We start from the raw sequence: 16,589 nt of genomic DNA on the forward strand, positions 1-16,589 counted from the left end.
CAAAAAGATATGCTAATAAAAAACAAATGGAGCATTACTATATGAAAAAAGTTGCAACAATCGCCGGTTCAGATGCGACTGGCGGCGGTGGATTAGAAGCTGATTTGAAAACCTTTCAAGAATTCGGAACGTTTGGGTTTGCCGCAATTACTTCGATCGTTAATTTAGATCCGAATAATGGCTCTCACCATTTACGGATACTTCCTTTGGAAATACTGCAGGAACAACTTGTGTCAATCTTCGCAGGAACAATCGATGCCTTAAAAACAGGATTGTTACCTTCTCAAGAAATGATCGAATTGGTTAGTACACTAATTCCTAAAGGGATTCCGCTGATCGTTGACCCAGTGATTGGTGGCAAAGGAACCCAAGATTTCATCAAAAGCAATCAAGTTCGAGACTTGCGAGAAAAATTAATTCCTCGCGCGATGATCGTAACACCGAATCTACGAGAAGCGGGTATTTTATCTGAACTAGGAGAACTGACTTCTAAAAAGCAAATGCAGGAAGCTGCTAAAAAGATCGCTCTGCTAGGTGTGAAACATGTAGTCATCAAAGGCGGCGCACGGTTAGATACGAAAGAGACACTCGACCTTCATTATGATGGAAAAAGCTTCCAAAGCTATCCGCATCCTGTAATTGATACTCCTTACAATCATGGGGCCGGATGCACCTTTGCAGCAGCCATTACTGCGGCAGTGGCAAAAAATTATCCGGTGGAACAAGCTATCAAATTAGCGATTGATTTTGTTCAGGCAGCCATTTCTATGGGAGAACAAATCAACCCGTATGTTGGTCATGTCTGGCACGGTGCCTACACCCACGGAGAAAAACGATTGGAGTATTCAGATGAAAAGTAATAAACGAATTCAAAACCTGGTATTAATTGCCTTATTTGCAGCACTTACCTTAATGGGAACAATGATCAAGATCCCTTTGCCAACCGGTGCCTTTCTACATTTTGGAAATGCGGTGGTTCTTCTAGCAGTGCTGTTGATTGGTTATTGGCAAGGAGCCTTAGCTGGTGGAATTGGCTTCTTTATTTTTGACATCCTAAATGGCTTTGCTGCTGAAGCCCCCTACTTTTTAGTCGAAAGCTTTATTGTGGGTGCCGCTGCCTATCTCGCCTTCTCATTTTTCAAGCGCAAGCCAACTCGGATTCGTCAAATCATCATTATCGGAATCTGTGCTGGCATTGCCAAGTTTATTATGTCTGTAATCAAAGCAACCGTTATGTCAATGATCGCTGGTGCTCAATTGAAACCCGCTTTCTTCGCGGCTTTAGCTACAATGCCCGCAACGGTAATCAATATTTTTTCAACAATTTTGATCGTCAGCCTGGTCTATTTTCCACTAAGACATGCAATGCAGATAATTTTTCATAATCAACCCGCTTAAGTTGTGCTATAATAAACGTCCTTGGCAGGGGCGAAAGCTTATAAAAGAGAGACCAACAAATCAATTGATTTGTTGATCTCTCTTTTATTCTTTCATTGATGGTACTTCAAAATAGTCTTTACTCATAATATCACGATAACCCCCTGGAATGGATTTCCATGAAATGAATGAGATTCTTCTTACATAGGTGCCTTTGTGCTGCACCAACGCATAATTCTTGCCTTCTGGAGCCTGTCCACCTTGAAAATCCAGCAGCATCCCCTCTCCAAATGGATCATCTGCTACCCAAATATTCTTATATGGATCAGGATACTGTTCTTTCTTCCCATCCTCTTTGTATTTTTTTCCATCATTATAAGTAACCGAAGTTGGTAGTGTCGCGTAGCCGATCTTCATTTCCATAAATGGATTGAAACGATCCACCCATTGATTTTGGTTCTGGTATTGGGTAAGAAAGATGATTCCGGAGAAAACGATTAGTAAAGTCGCGATCAATCCATATTTATATACCTTTTTCAATTTGACATCTTTATCGATCCGTTTCACAACCTCTTCATCTCCTTTTAAAAGCTCATCCAGCGATGTGTTAAACAGTTCGCTTAATTCCACCAGAAGCGACAATTCCGGATAGGTTCTGCCTGTTTCCCAACTCGATATTGTTTTGTCAGAAACATTGAGCTTTGCTGCTAGTCCCTTTTGTGTCCATTCCATTCTTTTTCGGTGTTCTTTGATTTGCTTTCCGATCTCCACTTTACGTCCTCCTTTTAATTTCATCATAAATGAAAGAAATGATTTTTCTACCTAAACATTGTAGAATCCCTCTATATTAAGGTCTATATTTTGTAGAATCGCTATTTCAATGAATCTAGCTGCTTTTTTGAATTGCAGAAAACCTGCCAAATCGCTATCTGCCGACCTTACCCGACAACTACTTTCCAAGCAGCTGGAATTTCCCAATGCTTGTCCATTTTTCCTAAATAAGATCCACTTACTTTGCCAATAATCATCGTAAAATCATCATTTCCAATCCATTCTTCAACTTCAACAAAATAATCAGGAAACCAATCAAAATACCCCTGCCAACCAGTCTTCATCGCTTCTTTATTTTCACAGTTGCCATACGTATCAATGAACTGGAAATCCTCTGACATCATTTGGATAATCTTTGGTAAATTTTGCTGATTAATAGCTTTAACAAATTGCTTGATGATTCTTTTTTTATTCCTCCCGGAAGTTTATTTTCTTAGGTATAACAAGAGAAAATCTTCATACTCCAAATTTTAAATAATTAGAATACTTTATGAATGCAAAATTGTTTTATTATTTTGTTTTAATGTGTTATACTTTTATTTACAATGATGTTATTAAATGAAAGGAGGAAATAGAATGACTTTTTATGATCAAGAAAAACCTTATCGTGTGACTTTTGATTTAGAACAAAATGTTTTTGTTGTTTACTCAACAATCACTGGTCAACAAGGAACTGGAATCACCATTGAACAAGCGATCTACGACTTCAAAAAATCTGCCTAAGGAGCGTGTATCTCAATGAATGAAGCCTATAATTAAAAGCCTCTGCTTAGAATTAGAAAGCAGAGGCTTTTTTATATACTCAGCTTACATATTTGTTCGTTAAAGATAAGGTAAATCCATGTCTTCCTCTATGAATTTTACGTTATACTGAAGAAACGAAAAATATGGAGGTAGAAGTTTTATGAAAAAAGTGTTATTTCCATTCTTCGCAATAAGTTATTTGCTAGCCCATATCACCTTACATCTGTCTCTTTATCCAATCGACTGGTTGTCCGGTTTATTTAACTAAGCGGAGGTAAAATATGCTTGAAATAATCATACAATTCTTTAAAAATCTAACAGATTTGTTCTGTCAGGTCATTGATGTGATTGCTGACATTGTTCTTTATTTGTTCTCTGCTCAACTATAATAAATTGAAGAGTCCTGAAAAAGGGCTCTTTTTTTCTTGACTATCCGCTTCTTTTGTTAGATGATGGGAATTTGAGTAAGAAAGTAGGAGAAACATGAGTATCTTAGATTTAACAGGAATCGCGCAACAATTTGGCGATAAAATCCTGTATGAAGATTTAGAATTACATTTGAACAAAGGGGAACACCTAGGCCTGATCGGACAAAATGGCGCTGGAAAAAGTACCCTAATAAAAATTATCACCGGCGAACAATTACCGGATGAAGGCACGATTGCTTGGCAGAAGAATATCCACGTGGGCTATTTGGATCAGTATGTCGAAGTCGATCCAACCTTATCTATCAAAGATTTTCTAAAAACTGCCTATGCCGCAGATTTTGTTAAAGAAGCGAAAATTGGCGAACTGTATATGGAATACAGTGAATCGATGGATGATAAATTGCTAGATAAGGCTGGAAAGCTACAGACAGAATTAGATCAAGGTGATTTTTATCAGATTGATACGTTAATTGCTGAAATGAGCAGTGGTTTGGGATTAGATGTTTTGGGTATGGATACGCCATTGGAGGATTTAAGCGGTGGCCAGCGTTCAAAATTAATTTTGGCAAAATTATTATTAGAAAAACCGGACGTGCTGATTTTGGATGAACCGACGAATCATTTGGATGATGAACACGTAGCCTGGTTGAGTCAATTTTTGCAGGATTTTTCCGGCACTTTCGTAGTCATTTCTCATGATCGCGATTTCTTGAACCAAATTACCACCCACATCGCTGATATCGAGTTTGGGAAATTGACCAAGTATACTGGTAATTTGACAAAGGCCTTGAAACAAAAGGAACAATTCCAGGAAACATATATGAAGCAATATGCTGCTCAAAAACGTCAGATTGAGAAAACAGAAGCCTACATTCGTAAATACAAAGCAGGCTCACGTTCGACTATGGCGAAAAGCCGTCAAAAGCAGCTAGACAAAGTAGAACGCTTAACGCCGCCTTCTTCTAATGCGGTCGCTCACTTTGAGTTCCCATATGCACCGATCGTTACAACGTTAGCAATGGAGACAACAGATTTGGAAATTGGTTATCAACGACCACTGCTTCCGCCAATCAATATCACATTACGATATGGCGAAAAAGTCGCTATTCGTGGGTTCAACGGCATCGGTAAATCAACCTTACTGAAGACCTTGATCGAGGCGATTCCTAAAATTGCAGGTGAATTTCACTTTCCTGCAAATACGAAAATTAATTATTTCGAGCAAGATCTGCAATGGGAAAATCCCTATCAGACTCCCCTACAGTATTTGAGTGAACATTTTCCGAAAGAAACTGTTAAGGAGCTGCGGAAACATCTCGCTAAAGCAGGGTTGCCGAATCAATTAGCTCAAGAACCACTTAGTACCTTAAGTGGTGGTGAGCAAACCAAAGTTAAGCTTTGTCAAATGACAATGCAAAAGGGAAATTTGCTGATTCTCGATGAACCAACAAATCACATCGATCAGGCAACAAAAGACAGCTTACGTGAAAGTTTAGCTAATTTCGCTGGAACTGTCATCGTCGTTTCTCACGAAGAGAGCTTTTATCAAGACTGGACTGATCGAGTAATTGAGATTAGTCAATAAACGAAAAACACTAAAAAAGCCAACTGGTTAGCTGCTTTGCATCAAGAAAGCAAGTGCCCATTTGGCTTTTCTTTTATAAAATATTTTTAGCTTTACTTGATGGCTCTACTTCCATTGAAGTGTATCTCTTTCTTTATCCGTCAAACCAAAACTTTTGTAATGTTCTAAGACACGTTCGCGCAAATTAGGACTCCGAGATCCCCTTCTTATTAAAATATCTACCCCAGCTGGTGTGACGAAGGTTTTTTCAAAACGAATCACTAATACATCCCCTTTGATTGTCACTACCTGCCAACGACTACTCAAAATTTTCATTATTCCTATTCCTCGCCAGATAAACTGTCCACCGACTAAACGGTCCATTCCTCTGATTTGCTTGGTTTTGCCGTTTGCTTCATATTCTACCAAATCGAGTAATTCCACAGCATTTTTCTCTGTTCTCTTATAGGTAATTCGGGGATTTTTTCTTTTATCTGTCAACCACATTGGAAAATTCGTTCCTTTGATTTCCCACGTACCATCTAATTGTGTGTACCAATCGACCATACGCTCACCTCATTTTCTTCTATTTAGTGTAAAACAAATTCGAATTATGCCAAAGAAATATGCTTTTTGAAAATTTTAGGCATACCGAATCTTTTTCTTTTCATTTCCTGATTTTAGGTGTATGATTGCATCGTAGAAAAGTTTACAGAAAGGTGGAAGCTTCTTGAGTACGAATAAACATCCCATTTTAGAACATACAAATGGACTTTCTTTAGAGGAAGTCAACGGTACGATTAAAGTACCAAAAGGAAAAAGCTTCTGGCGAACACTCCTCGCCTATTCAGGTCCGGGAGCATTAGTCGCTGTCGGATATATGGACCCAGGAAACTGGTCGACCTCCATCACTGGCGGACAAAATTTCCAATATTTATTAATGTCCATCATCTTAATTTCCAGCTTAGTAGCTATGCTTTTACAATATATGGCAGCAAAGCTGGGAATTGTTACTCGAATGGATTTGGCACAAGCTATTCGTGCTAGGACAAGTAAATCCTTGGGGATCGTCCTTTGGATCTTGACTGAATTAGCCATCATGGCAACCGATATTGCGGAAGTCATCGGTGCAGCCATCGCTTTGTATCTATTGTTTAATATTCCCTTGGTTATCGCTGTTTTCATTACTGTATTCGATGTCTTTCTACTATTATTATTAACCAAAGTCGGATTCCGTAAAATCGAAGCCATTGTTGTTTGTTTAATTTTTGTGATTCTCTTCGTCTTTATTTACCAAGTTGCTTTGTCCGATCCTAATTGGGGTGACGTTTTAAAAGGATTTGTTCCAACTAGCGAAACGTTCGCAAATAGTCCTGCCATTGGTGGTCAAACACCGCTGACTGGTGCGCTTGGAATCATTGGTGCAACGGTAATGCCGCATAATCTTTACCTTCATTCTGCGGTTTCTCAAACTCGCGAAGTTGATCATGATGATGAAGAGGATGTCGCAAATGCCGTCCGCTTTACAACTTGGGATTCAAATATTCAATTGTCATTAGCCTTTCTTGTTAATGCACTACTTTTGATTATGGGTGTTGCCGTCTTTAAAACAGGCACTGTCAAAGACCCATCCTTCTTTGGACTGTATGAAGCCTTATCAAATCCAGCTACGATGAGCAACGGAATCCTGATGAATGTCGCAAAAACTGGTGCTCTATCAACCTTATTCGCTGTAGCGCTTCTAGCTTCTGGTCAAAACTCTACAATTACTGGTACTTTGACTGGGCAAGTAATTATGGAGGGCTTTGTTCACATGCGGATGCCGATCTGGTTGCGTCGTCTAGTCACTCGGTTGATTTCGGTTGTTCCAGTATTGATTTGCGTCCTGCTAACGCGCGGCGATACAGTCGTTGAAGAACATGAAGCATTAAATAATTTGATGAATAATTCGCAAGTTTTCTTGGCCTTTGCCTTACCATTTTCTATGCTTCCCTTATTAATGATGACAAATAGCAGCGCAGAAATGGGGGAACGATTCAAAAATAAACGAATCATTCAACTGTTGGGTTGGATCTCAGTTATTGGTCTGACTTATTTGAACTTAATTGGTTTGCCTAGTCAAATCGAAGGCTTCTTTGGAGACAGTCCTTCTGCATGGGAAATCACAACAGCCGATAGTATCGCTTATGTTTTGATTGTTGCTGTTCTTGCTTTGTTAGTCTGGACAATCGTTGAACTGCATCAAGGGAATAAGCGTGTGGCACTTGCTGCGAAAGAACTAAATGAAGATTTATCCGAATAAATAAAGAAGCAGAAATCCGAGTGATTTCTGCTTCTTTATTTACTTGGATACCAATTGATCCCCGCTTTTTTTGCTTGTGAAAATAATTGGCGGTAACTCAATTGATACTCCTGCTGATCCTTAATAAAATGCGTCCCACATTGACGAAATTCAAATGCAACTCCTTGCGAGATTGCTTCTTCCCGCAGCTTCAAGATCCATTCATAATTTAACGGGCGCGCATTTTTATGGTATTCCCCACCCGCAACAACTGACTCGATGTCCGTCAGATACTCAGCAATGGAAATTTCTTCAATTAGTGGCTGACAAGCAATTTTTTTATGCTTGATTGGTAACGCTTGTAATAACGATAATCGTTGATCCGCTCGGACCTGATTTTCAACTGAAACACCAATCGTAACATTATCGTACCCGTCGCCCCAATCCTCGGGCACACAATCCATTAAACGCTCGATCCGCTTAGTTAAGAACATAAAATGCAAATCACTGCGCTCTTTGATCATTTGCCAGCACTCAGCGCGCCAAGAATCTGCCTCTTCAATTAAAAAATCACTAGAAAAACAAACAAAGACGAGCTGTCCGCCCTTCATTTTATAACCATTCTTTGTTTTTTTAATAGGCGCGTCAAATTGAGCTGTCTTTTCAATCTTGCTTGTATCTACTGCTCGCTTTTTATCCCCCTCATGAATAAAGCAATATTTACAACCCTCGCTGACACGACGACAGCCACGCCACGGATTCCACATCCCCATTTATTCACCTGCTTTTTTCTTTTATCTTATCAAATTTGCTGAGGGTAATGCGAGCTATTTCGTTATAAAAATAAAAACAGGATTCGCTTCACGAATGAATGAAGCGAATCCTGTTTTAGTAAACCGAACGGATTTTTGATAAATACTCTTTGATGCTAGAAATTCCTCCCTCATTAAATCTTTTGATAAATTCAGAACCAATAATAGCTCCATCCGCACCATTTGCTAAAATGCTGGCAATATCAGTTGAATTTTTAACTCCAAAACCAACAAAAACTGGCAGCTGCGTATTAGCTTTCAAATAAGGAACAATATCTACATAATCTTTAGGAAGTTGTATAAACTCACCTGTTTTTCCTTCCCCAGAAACCAAATAAACAAACTGAGAACTTTTGGCTAATTGATTGTTTATCGCTTCCTTATCCATATTTTTCGTAAATGTATGAACAAGACCAGAGAAGTTATCTTCAGGCAATTTTTTATCAACACACAAAATGGCATCATAACGCGTTTTGGAAAGCTGTCCTAATTTAAATTCTTCAACACCCTCATTATAAGTCATCAGGATCACTTTAAAGGTGTACCGTTCGCGTATCTCTTGCAGGACAGAATCAATTTCCTTGATACTCAGTGTTGAAAAAACTTTTTCTTGTGATTCTCTAACTATTGAACCATCAATATATGGATCAGAAACTGGAATACCAATTTCAACGTACCCTATTTGAAATTCTTCGACAATATCTAAGATCTCAAAAAATTTTTCTCTTGTTGGATAGTTGATAGTCAAATACAGAACTAGATTTTTCATTAAGCACCTCCAAGTAATTGTAAAATCCAACCTAAAATGGGACCGTATACGGTATAATCTGTTTCACTTAGGATTCGCATAATAGGAGCATAGCTTCCAACCATTGGAAGCAATAATGCTTGACCAAAAATCAATAGAAAACCATTTGTCAATGATCCCAATATTGCTCCTCTACGCCCACCATGTGCATTACCGAAAATAGCAGTAGCAGCTCCAGTGAAGAAAGTCGGAATTAATGCTGGAAAAACAACAACTGGATAATTTAACGCACCAAGAATCAGCATACCTGCTAAACCAGCGACTAAACTACATAGGAAACCGACGATCACTGAAGTAGGATAATTTGGAAATAGTAACGGGATATCCAAACCAGGTTTCGAATTAGGAATAATTTTATTTGCAATCCCATGAAATGCTGGTATGATCTCTGACAGCATCATGCGCACGCCGGTGATAATTACTGTGATCCACATTCCGAACTCAACACCTCGTAATAGTGAAAAGACGATAATATCCTGACCACCAGTAATATTCTCCATTGTCCAACTAGGTGTCGCAAAAAGACTCACTAGTAAAAATAGAACAGTCATCACCAAAGTCAATGCGATCGTCATTTCTCTAAGAAAATTCAATTTCTTAGGAATCTCCATATTCTCAAGATCATGTTCTTTATTTCCAAATACTTTTGCTAACAGTGTCGCTACCAATAATCCCGAAGAACTGGAGTGTGCTAAAGTAAATCCTTCGCCTCCTTTAACTCCTTTTATGCATACTGCTACATAAGCACAACTAAGCGTCATATATAGCCCTAACATAATGGAACCCACCGTAACAATCCCTGTAAAGGGCAATGTTGTATTGAACTTTAGTAATGCAGCGATCAATCCTGCGAAGAAAAATGAAACATGCGCCGATAAATGAACATATTTAAAGCGGGTAAAACGTGCTAACAACAAATTAATTAAAAAACCAAAAGCAAAAATCAACGCCATTTCTGTTCCAATATCTGCAAAGCTTTCAGCCTGAGCAGCTCCAATATCTGAAGAAAATGCCTTCATATCAAATATTTTAGAGATCATTTGTTGAAGCGGCAATAAAGCTCCACCTAATGTTTGACCACCAACATTGATCATAGTAAAACCAATCATTGTTTTAAGTGTACTAGGCAAAATTTGATCCCAGCTTTTCTTTTGAGCAACCATCCCAACAACGACTACCATTCCAATAATAAATACTGCCTGGCTCAGTACATTATTTACAATATATAAAAAGATTGCCATGTTTTTGCCTCCTATTCATTGATTGTCTTTAATAGTTGTTCTTTCAAATATTCTTTATCCATCATATTGTCAATCCGAATAATCTTAGCTGATGAATCACGCAGTGTATCGGCAAAATCTGATGTTGTGATTAAAATGTCAAAACTATTTGGATCAACAGAACCAATATCCGCCGCATCAACAGTTGCTTCAATGTGCTCATCATCCAAAATTTGTTGTGTGAATAATCGCATCATCATGCTGCTACCAACCCCTGCACCGCAAACCGTTACAATTTTTAACATGATTCATTTCCTCCTTTTACCATTGCTAATATTTCCGAAGCATTTGTGGCCTTCAAAAAATTTTCTACATTTTGTTCATGAGAAAGTATTTCTACTAATTCGGCTAATGCCTTTAAATGGGTTTGATGATCCACCGCACATAACCCGATAACAATATTTACCGGATCATTCTTAGGATGACCGAATACAACGGGTTCTTCTAAAGTAACAATGCTGAAACCAATAGCCAAAGCACCTTCTTCAGGGCGTGCATGTGGCATAGCGATTCCAGGTGCAATCACAATATAAGTTCCATTAATCTCAACATTCCTAATCATCCCCTCAATATAATTCGCTGAAGCTAGACCTTTATTTACTAATAGTTCCCCACTACGTTTAACGGCTTCATCACGATTTTCAGCATGATAGTGAAGATCAATTAAATCTTCTGATAATATTTCCTTAAGCATAGGCTGATACTCCCTTTTTAAATTTTCACTCGATCTAATATTCAAATACTCTTTAAATTCTTCTGTTAAGTTGTGAATTTGCTGCGTAGATAACTTCACATACTTATTTACCATTCGCAACAAGTCATCTACATTAATTTCATGGAAAACTGGTTTAATGAATTCACTAATAATTTGAATGTCTTCTTCTGATAAATATGGATTTACTTGAACAAACGGTACTCGCTTTAAATCTAAGGGTATTGTAGTGATTACTAAATCTACTTTATGCTCTGCTATCCAACGAACACCTTCTCTAGCTCCAAAGGTTCCGATAACATCTACACTAAAAATGCTTTTTATTTTACTTTTTAAAATTTCAGAAGTGCTAATTCCTGCATTGCATATAATAACAACTTTTGCTTTATGGGGAACATAAAACTTACTTCGTTCCACTGAAGCTGCAAAGAAAAGTGTGAAAAAACTTGTTTCATGATCAGTAAATTCAATCTCAAGCATTCTTTCAATCACCGAAATTTGTTTCTGAACAATCAAATGCAACTCACGATAATGCTCTAAAACATGCTCATACATAGGGTTTTCCAACGTCTCATTCGCTAAAGCTCGTTTATATGCTGGTCGTAAATGATTGATTAATCCTTCATATAGCTTTTTGTCCCCTTTAAAATCCAATTCTGGAAGTTGCATATTCACCGCTGAAATAAATCTTTCAATAACTAAGTTAAAAGTTACCCATTTATCTGAAAGTAATTCTTGGTATTTAGTAATAGACGCCTCAGATATTTTATTTGCCAAGTATAATTGTTCCGCCAAGTTAATTGACTGTCTGAATAATTCAGTCAATTCTCTACACCGCTCATGTAGAGCTTTTTCCTCTTTGCTCAAAATATCCTCTTTATTTGAAGCAGCAAGTGTCTTTCCTAATGCGCTCCTTTTTTTAGTGATCCAAAAGTGCAATATTACCTTTTGGAAGGATTCATCACTCAATTGAATCCCCAACTGCCCACAGATTTTTTCAATGAATGACTCGATTTCTGCTAATAACGGCTGTTCCATTTCATAATGCTCCGTCTCAAATAATAATGGGTCCTGTTCAAGTGTAGCGGCTAATAAATTACGAATATCTATTTCATCTCCGATCACTCGATAACCGCGAAATGGTAAAGATTCTAGCGTAATTTTATTTTTCTGTAGAATTTTGCGCACTTCTTGCAGATCACTCAATAAAGTATTTTTTGAAACTAGTGTTTTTCGTAATAGCTCTTCTGAACTGAAATAATCAGGTAACAATAAAATTGTCTCTAATAGACGAACTCTTCTGATGCTTTTATCACCACTAATAAAATCACTATTTTTGAGCAATAATTTTTCAATCTCTACAGGATTATCAACGCTATAATAGACACGCCCCTTTTCAATGGCGATTATCTCTTCAGAGGCCGCCATGAGTGTTTCATTCAGTTTTTTTATATCGTTGTAGATTGTTCGGGTACTCACTTGAAATCTTTTGGCCAAATAGGGGATTTCAAAAGTTTTTCCTTGTTTTGCCAGCAAAGAATATAAATTTGATAATCGATTATCCATAAGTATTCCTCCTAAATTTAGTATAAGGTATCACAAGCATCATGAAAAAGAACAGTTCACTTCAGAATTTTTGAAGCAAACTGTTCTGGAGTGAACTAAAAAAGCTTTTGACTCTCTTCACTTTTAATCATTTCGTTATCAAAGCATTAATTGCTTAAAAATGCTAAAATCAGATTATCCAATTAAATAAAAAGGAAGTGATTTTTTGGAAGAATATCGTGGCTTATTAGAAAAGACGATTTTACTGCAAGAAAAGCCGATCATGATGTCCTTATTGATTATGAGCGATGGTGAAAACAAGACGGAAGTTTTAATCAAAGATCGTTATCTATCCAGTTACGTTTTTCGTTTACCGGAAAATAAATATATGATCCACATTGAAGGCCGCCGCAATAAACGGAATCAACTTGTTGCCAAACATTTTGAGATTATGAATCCGGATGAATACATTAAAATCATCGGTGCACCTGAATAAGCAAAGCTACATTACTTAATTTACAGAAAGAATAGGAGCAATTCCCTTGTCAAAGAAAACTAAACTAGTTGCTGCGATCGTGATTGCGGCAGCTAGTTTCGCTGTGTACAGCGCAAAAGAACAGCTTCAACAACCAACATCGAATCCCCCACAAACAACACAAAAGCAAACTCAAGTTGTTCCGCCTCAGCAGGATTTGGCTCAGCTTAATTATGAAGGCACTCAGACAATCGAGATCAATCAAAATAATCCAACCTTTTCTAAAGAGGAGCTCTCGATCGAAAATGGACCATGGGAAAGATATGGCGACTTAGATCATTTAAATCGTGCAACAGATGCTGAGGCATTACTAAACAAGAAACTGATGCCAACGGAGAAACGCGGTGAAATCTCCAGTGTAACACCCACCGGTTGGCATAACAAAAAAATCAATGGTCAATACCTATTCAATCGGTCACATTTAATCGGTTATCAACTGACTGGACAAAATGCCAACTGGAAAAATTTGATTACCGGAACGCGCCAATTGAACAGCCCGGAAATGCTGCGTTTCGAGATGGATATCAAATACTATTTAGAAAAAAGCAACAAGAATTATATCCGCTATTCCGTCATTCCCGTTTTTCGCGGTGATGAACTTTTAGCCCGCGGCGTTCACATGATGGCTCAATCAATCGGTAGCGATGAGGTGCGCTTCAATGTTTATATTTTTAATGTACAAAATGGTGTATCTCTAAATTACGCAGACGGAACCAGTACCATAGAAGGAAAATCACAATCCTCAACATCAACAAGCGTCTCTACCGCTAAGGAATATGTCGATAAAAATGGAAAAGGCCTGATCAAAGGTTCGAAAAGTGGTGTCTATCACCTACCTGGCAGTAAATATTATGACAATACAACCAATCCACGAGCTTGGTTTAAAACCATCGAAGAAGCGAAAAAGGCAGGTTATCGCCCTGCAAAATAAATTTGCCAAAGTTCCGAACTTTTTCTTTACAGATATATTTCTTATGTTACAATAATATTACGAAATATAGACAAATTATTAGGAGTGATCACTTTGAAAAAACTTTTTTTTGCTTTATCGTTATTCATTCTCTTCCCCATTAGTGCAAATACCGAAACTGAAAGTACTACTGCAGCGGACAACACCCCAGCAGCTGCAACTGAGCAAACAACTCCCGCTGAAAATAGTGCAACGGTCGACTCTGAAAATGCTACAGAATCAACTTCGGCTAGTGCCACTGAAAACAGTGAGGTAAAAGATATTCAGCAAGCGAAAGATGATACGATTGACCAAATTGAAAAAGAAACGGGCGTAAAGAAAAGCAGTGATCCGATTGGCAGCGAGCACGATACTAATAAGATTCGTGAAATGTTAAAAGGTGAATCAATGAAAAGCATCATCTCATCTAGTGAAGTAGATGGTTACACCGATCAGCAGCTATTGAATGCCATGACACTTTGTGATCGAATTGGTACCGATACTTACGGGTTAGATGTTGGTGGCTATGCACGTATCCTGCAAGCTTTGTATAAGGATAAAAGCCTGTCTTGGGATAAAATCGAAAATATTATGAATTACAATCCGAGTAATTACACGAATGCTCTTGAAATGATCGATCAGATTGACAGTCTGCAAGCCTATTTAGCAGCATTGTATCCTAGCAATAGTTCTTTCATGCCGATTCGCCAAATGAGCAATCAGGAATTGACGAATGTCTTAAAATACATTTCACCAATCCAAGAAAAAATGATCGGTACTGAAGGCGACTTCTTCCCAGGTATCATCGCTTGGATCAGTCGATATGCAGAAAAAGATGATGTGCGTAATGGGGCAACCAGCTCTAGTACAACTGAAACATCAACGACAGAGAGTTCAACAACTACTTCAACAACGCAAAGTGCTGAAAACAACGCCCCAGCAAAAAACGATAACGACAAAAAAGACGATAAGGGCGGTTTCTTACCAAAAACTGGTGAAGAAAGAAGGACCTGGCTTACTGTAGCCGGTGTCATCATCTTGGTAATCATCGCGTTTATCATGATTCGCCGCAATCGTAAAAAATAATAAAAAATCAGTGAGCGAGAAATTCAACATTCTTCCGCTCACTGATTTTTTTAATTTTGTTTTTCCTGATACGCTTGCCAATCAGCTTCAAACTGTGCAATCCCATTCGTTGTTAATGGATGGCTCCATAACTTTGGAAACAGATTTCCAGGAATCGTCGCAATGTCTGAGCCTGCTAAGGCAGCCGCTTCAACGTGTCCAAGATTTCGAACGCTGGCTGCGATGATCTCCGTATCAAAATCATAATTATCAAAAATTTCTCTTAAATCACTCACTAGCTGAATGCCGTCAGAAGCAATATCATCTAACCGACCGATGAAAGGACTAACATAGGTAGCGCCTGCTTTGGCAGCTATCAATCCTTGAGCCGCTGAGAAGATCAGGGTAACGTTGGTTTTAATCCCTTCCTGCGAAATCGTGTGAACAGCCTTTAGTCCAGCTTCTGTCATTGGAATTTTTACAACAATGTTTTCTGCCCATTGATGGATTTCACATGCTTCGTTAATCATTCCTTCGCTATCCAACGAGGTAACTTCTGCGCTGACTGGTCCGCTGACAATTTTGCAAATTTCTTTGATGACCGTTTCGAAATCTTTCCCCTCTTTTGCAATGATCGTGGGATTCGTTGTGACACCGTCTACCAAGCCGAGCTGATTGATCCGTTCAATCTCTTCAATATTCGCTGTGTCTAGAAAAAACTTCATCTTATCCTCCTAATTAATTGTGTATTCCATCGCAACAGCACTTGAACTTTTACCGACATTTCTTCTTTACTTAAGTATACTCACTCAATCGAACTTCTTCAATCTTCGACTGTTGTGACAATTTTGTTAGTTCCAGATAGGTCCCTCGTCTGATTTTTGTATCTGAAAAACTTGATAAGCTAAATGTATCAAGTTTGAAAGGACGATCAATCAATTTATGATAAAAAAATTACTTGGAATTATTATAGGAATCTTCATTCTTTTATTTGGGGCGATGCTTTACTCAAAGAATTCTTCCAGCGAAGTTGCTGGTACCCTTGACCAGTTAAATCCTTTAGTTCCTAAAAGTGAGCTTTATGTGAAAACAACAAAACCTCACTCTGTCAATGATTATGGAACAGCCAGCTATGAACAACTCGCAGCGGACAAAAACGGAAAAACACGAACGATTCAATTTAATGGAATCTCCGAGTTAAAAATAAATCGCTACTTGAAATTGACCAATAAAGGCGCTCATGTTGAAACCTATGAAGAAGTGCGCCGTGATCAGGTTCCAGAAAAAGCATTAAAGGAAATTGATCCTCGATAAAAAACTGGGAAGGCATTTGCCATCCCAGTTTTTCTAATTTTTGTCAAATGCTTCCAGTGCTGCGGGCAAAGCATTGATCACTTCATTTCCTACTGCTGGTAAGCCAACCATAATTGCACTGATTATTTCTTCTCGTGATGCTCCTGCTTTTTTGGCAAGCATGACATGAAACGGCAATCCACTAGTTTTCCCTGTCGCTGCTAAAACTGCGAGATACGATAAATGCTGTGTTTTATCATCTAATACACTGATTTCGCCCCATGAATGGATCATTTCATTAAAAGCTTTTTGATATTCTGTTGCTTCTTTGGCAAATGTTTCAAAAGAATTACTTATTGTCATCT

General features: G+C 38.1%; 19 protein-coding genes. 9 read left to right on the forward strand and 10 right to left on the reverse strand.

Features of this window, described 5'->3' with window-relative positions; translation table 11 throughout:
* Positions 1–41: 41 nt before the first annotated feature.
* Entirely contained in the window at positions 42–860 is an 819-nt protein-coding gene (gene thiD / locus AUF14_RS21265; RefSeq protein ID WP_070505127.1) for a bifunctional hydroxymethylpyrimidine kinase/phosphomethylpyrimidine kinase, read from the forward strand.
* Positions 850–1,398 carry an ECF transporter S component gene (locus AUF14_RS21270; protein ID WP_016178180.1) on the forward strand — a complete coding sequence of 183 codons (549 nt, stop codon included), beginning with the start codon at positions 850–852 and terminating at the stop codon, positions 1,396–1,398. Before thiD ends, AUF14_RS21270 begins: the two co-directional genes overlap by 11 nt.
* A gap of 84 nt (positions 1,399–1,482) precedes the next feature.
* On the opposite strand, the gene AUF14_RS21275 is transcribed toward AUF14_RS21270, so the two are convergent.
* On the reverse strand, positions 1,483–2,148 hold the full coding sequence (locus AUF14_RS21275; RefSeq protein WP_102866639.1) for a helix-turn-helix domain-containing protein: 666 nt from the start codon (positions 2,146–2,148) through the stop codon (positions 1,483–1,485).
* Positions 2,149–2,315: 167 nt separating this feature from the next.
* Positions 2,316–2,609: a nuclear transport factor 2 family protein gene (locus AUF14_RS21280; protein WP_315984518.1), complete on the reverse strand. Its 294-nt coding sequence runs from the start codon at positions 2,607–2,609 to the stop codon at positions 2,316–2,318.
* A 175-nt stretch (positions 2,610–2,784) separates the two neighbouring features.
* Between AUF14_RS21280 and AUF14_RS22660 the strand changes: the two genes are divergently transcribed.
* Together AUF14_RS22660 and AUF14_RS21285 are read left to right on the forward strand one after the other, a co-directional pair.
* A complete protein-coding gene (locus AUF14_RS22660) occupies positions 2,785–2,931 on the forward strand; it encodes a hypothetical protein (protein WP_016178177.1) in 147 nt (48 codons plus the stop codon).
* Between the two features lie 504 nt (positions 2,932–3,435).
* Positions 3,436–4,965 (forward strand): ABC-F family ATP-binding cassette domain-containing protein, encoded by a 1,530-nt coding sequence (locus AUF14_RS21285; protein ID WP_016178174.1) that lies wholly within the window; start codon positions 3,436–3,438, stop codon positions 4,963–4,965.
* A gap of 105 nt (positions 4,966–5,070) precedes the next feature.
* Here AUF14_RS21285 and AUF14_RS21290 read toward each other — a convergent pair whose 3' ends face one another.
* Positions 5,071–5,511: a hypothetical protein gene (locus tag AUF14_RS21290; RefSeq protein WP_016178173.1), complete on the reverse strand. Its 441-nt coding sequence runs from the start codon at positions 5,509–5,511 to the stop codon at positions 5,071–5,073.
* Positions 5,512–5,674: 163 nt separating this feature from the next.
* On the opposite strand from AUF14_RS21290, the gene AUF14_RS21295 reads away from it, so the two are divergent.
* Complete coding sequence (locus tag AUF14_RS21295; protein ID WP_016178172.1) at positions 5,675–7,246, forward strand: Nramp family divalent metal transporter; 1,572 nt, start codon at positions 5,675–5,677, stop codon at positions 7,244–7,246.
* A gap of 35 nt (positions 7,247–7,281) precedes the next feature.
* Here the strand turns inward: AUF14_RS21295 and AUF14_RS21300 are convergent, their stop codons facing one another.
* The 5 genes from AUF14_RS21300 to AUF14_RS21320 form a co-directional block, all read right to left on the reverse strand.
* Positions 7,282–7,998, reverse strand: coding sequence for a DUF5131 family protein (locus AUF14_RS21300; RefSeq protein ID WP_016178171.1), 717 nt, complete (start codon positions 7,996–7,998; stop codon positions 7,282–7,284).
* 115 nt (positions 7,999–8,113) lie between these two features.
* Complete coding sequence (locus tag AUF14_RS21305; protein ID WP_016178170.1) at positions 8,114–8,806, reverse strand: tryptophan synthase subunit alpha; 693 nt, start codon at positions 8,804–8,806, stop codon at positions 8,114–8,116.
* Positions 8,806–10,086, reverse strand: coding sequence for a PTS ascorbate transporter subunit IIC (locus AUF14_RS21310; protein ID WP_016178169.1), 1,281 nt, complete (start codon positions 10,084–10,086; stop codon positions 8,806–8,808). The genes AUF14_RS21305 and AUF14_RS21310 overlap by 1 nt, the downstream gene beginning before the upstream one ends.
* Before the next feature lie 11 nt (positions 10,087–10,097).
* Positions 10,098–10,370, reverse strand: a complete 273-nt coding sequence (locus AUF14_RS21315) for a PTS sugar transporter subunit IIB (protein ID WP_016178168.1) — start codon at positions 10,368–10,370, stop codon at positions 10,098–10,100.
* Positions 10,364–12,403, reverse strand: a complete 2,040-nt coding sequence (locus AUF14_RS21320) for a BglG family transcription antiterminator (RefSeq protein WP_070504357.1) — start codon at positions 12,401–12,403, stop codon at positions 10,364–10,366. The genes AUF14_RS21315 and AUF14_RS21320 overlap by 7 nt, the downstream gene beginning before the upstream one ends.
* A 205-nt stretch (positions 12,404–12,608) precedes the next feature.
* On the opposite strand from AUF14_RS21320, the gene AUF14_RS21325 reads away from it, so the two are divergent.
* The 3 genes from AUF14_RS21325 to AUF14_RS21335 all read left to right on the forward strand — a co-directional run bounded on the left by AUF14_RS21325 (position 12,609) and on the right by AUF14_RS21335 (position 14,952).
* Positions 12,609–12,878: a hypothetical protein gene (locus AUF14_RS21325; protein ID WP_016178166.1), complete on the forward strand. Its 270-nt coding sequence runs from the start codon at positions 12,609–12,611 to the stop codon at positions 12,876–12,878.
* A gap of 46 nt (positions 12,879–12,924) precedes the next feature.
* Positions 12,925–13,848 (forward strand): DNA/RNA non-specific endonuclease, encoded by a 924-nt coding sequence (locus AUF14_RS21330; protein WP_016178165.1) that lies wholly within the window; start codon positions 12,925–12,927, stop codon positions 13,846–13,848.
* A gap of 84 nt (positions 13,849–13,932) precedes the next feature.
* Positions 13,933–14,952: an LPXTG cell wall anchor domain-containing protein gene (locus tag AUF14_RS21335; protein ID WP_227656419.1), complete on the forward strand. Its 1,020-nt coding sequence runs from the start codon at positions 13,933–13,935 to the stop codon at positions 14,950–14,952.
* Between the two features lie 50 nt (positions 14,953–15,002).
* Here AUF14_RS21335 and fsa read toward each other — a convergent pair whose 3' ends face one another.
* Positions 15,003–15,656, reverse strand: coding sequence for a fructose-6-phosphate aldolase (gene fsa, locus AUF14_RS21340; protein ID WP_016178163.1), 654 nt, complete (start codon positions 15,654–15,656; stop codon positions 15,003–15,005).
* Between the two features lie 217 nt (positions 15,657–15,873).
* Between fsa and AUF14_RS21345 the strand changes: the two genes are divergently transcribed.
* On the forward strand, positions 15,874–16,245 hold the full coding sequence (locus AUF14_RS21345) for a YxeA family protein (protein ID WP_016178162.1): 372 nt from the start codon (positions 15,874–15,876) through the stop codon (positions 16,243–16,245).
* A 33-nt stretch (positions 16,246–16,278) separates the two neighbouring features.
* Here AUF14_RS21345 and AUF14_RS21350 read toward each other — a convergent pair whose 3' ends face one another.
* A complete protein-coding gene (locus AUF14_RS21350; protein WP_016178161.1) occupies positions 16,279–16,587 on the reverse strand; it encodes a carboxymuconolactone decarboxylase family protein in 309 nt (102 codons plus the stop codon).
* Positions 16,588–16,589 lie beyond the last annotated feature (2 nt).

Origin of the sequence: Enterococcus avium (assembly GCF_002891025.1) — a bacterium.
Classification (GTDB): Bacteria; Bacillota; Bacilli; order Lactobacillales; family Enterococcaceae; genus Enterococcus_A; species Enterococcus_A avium.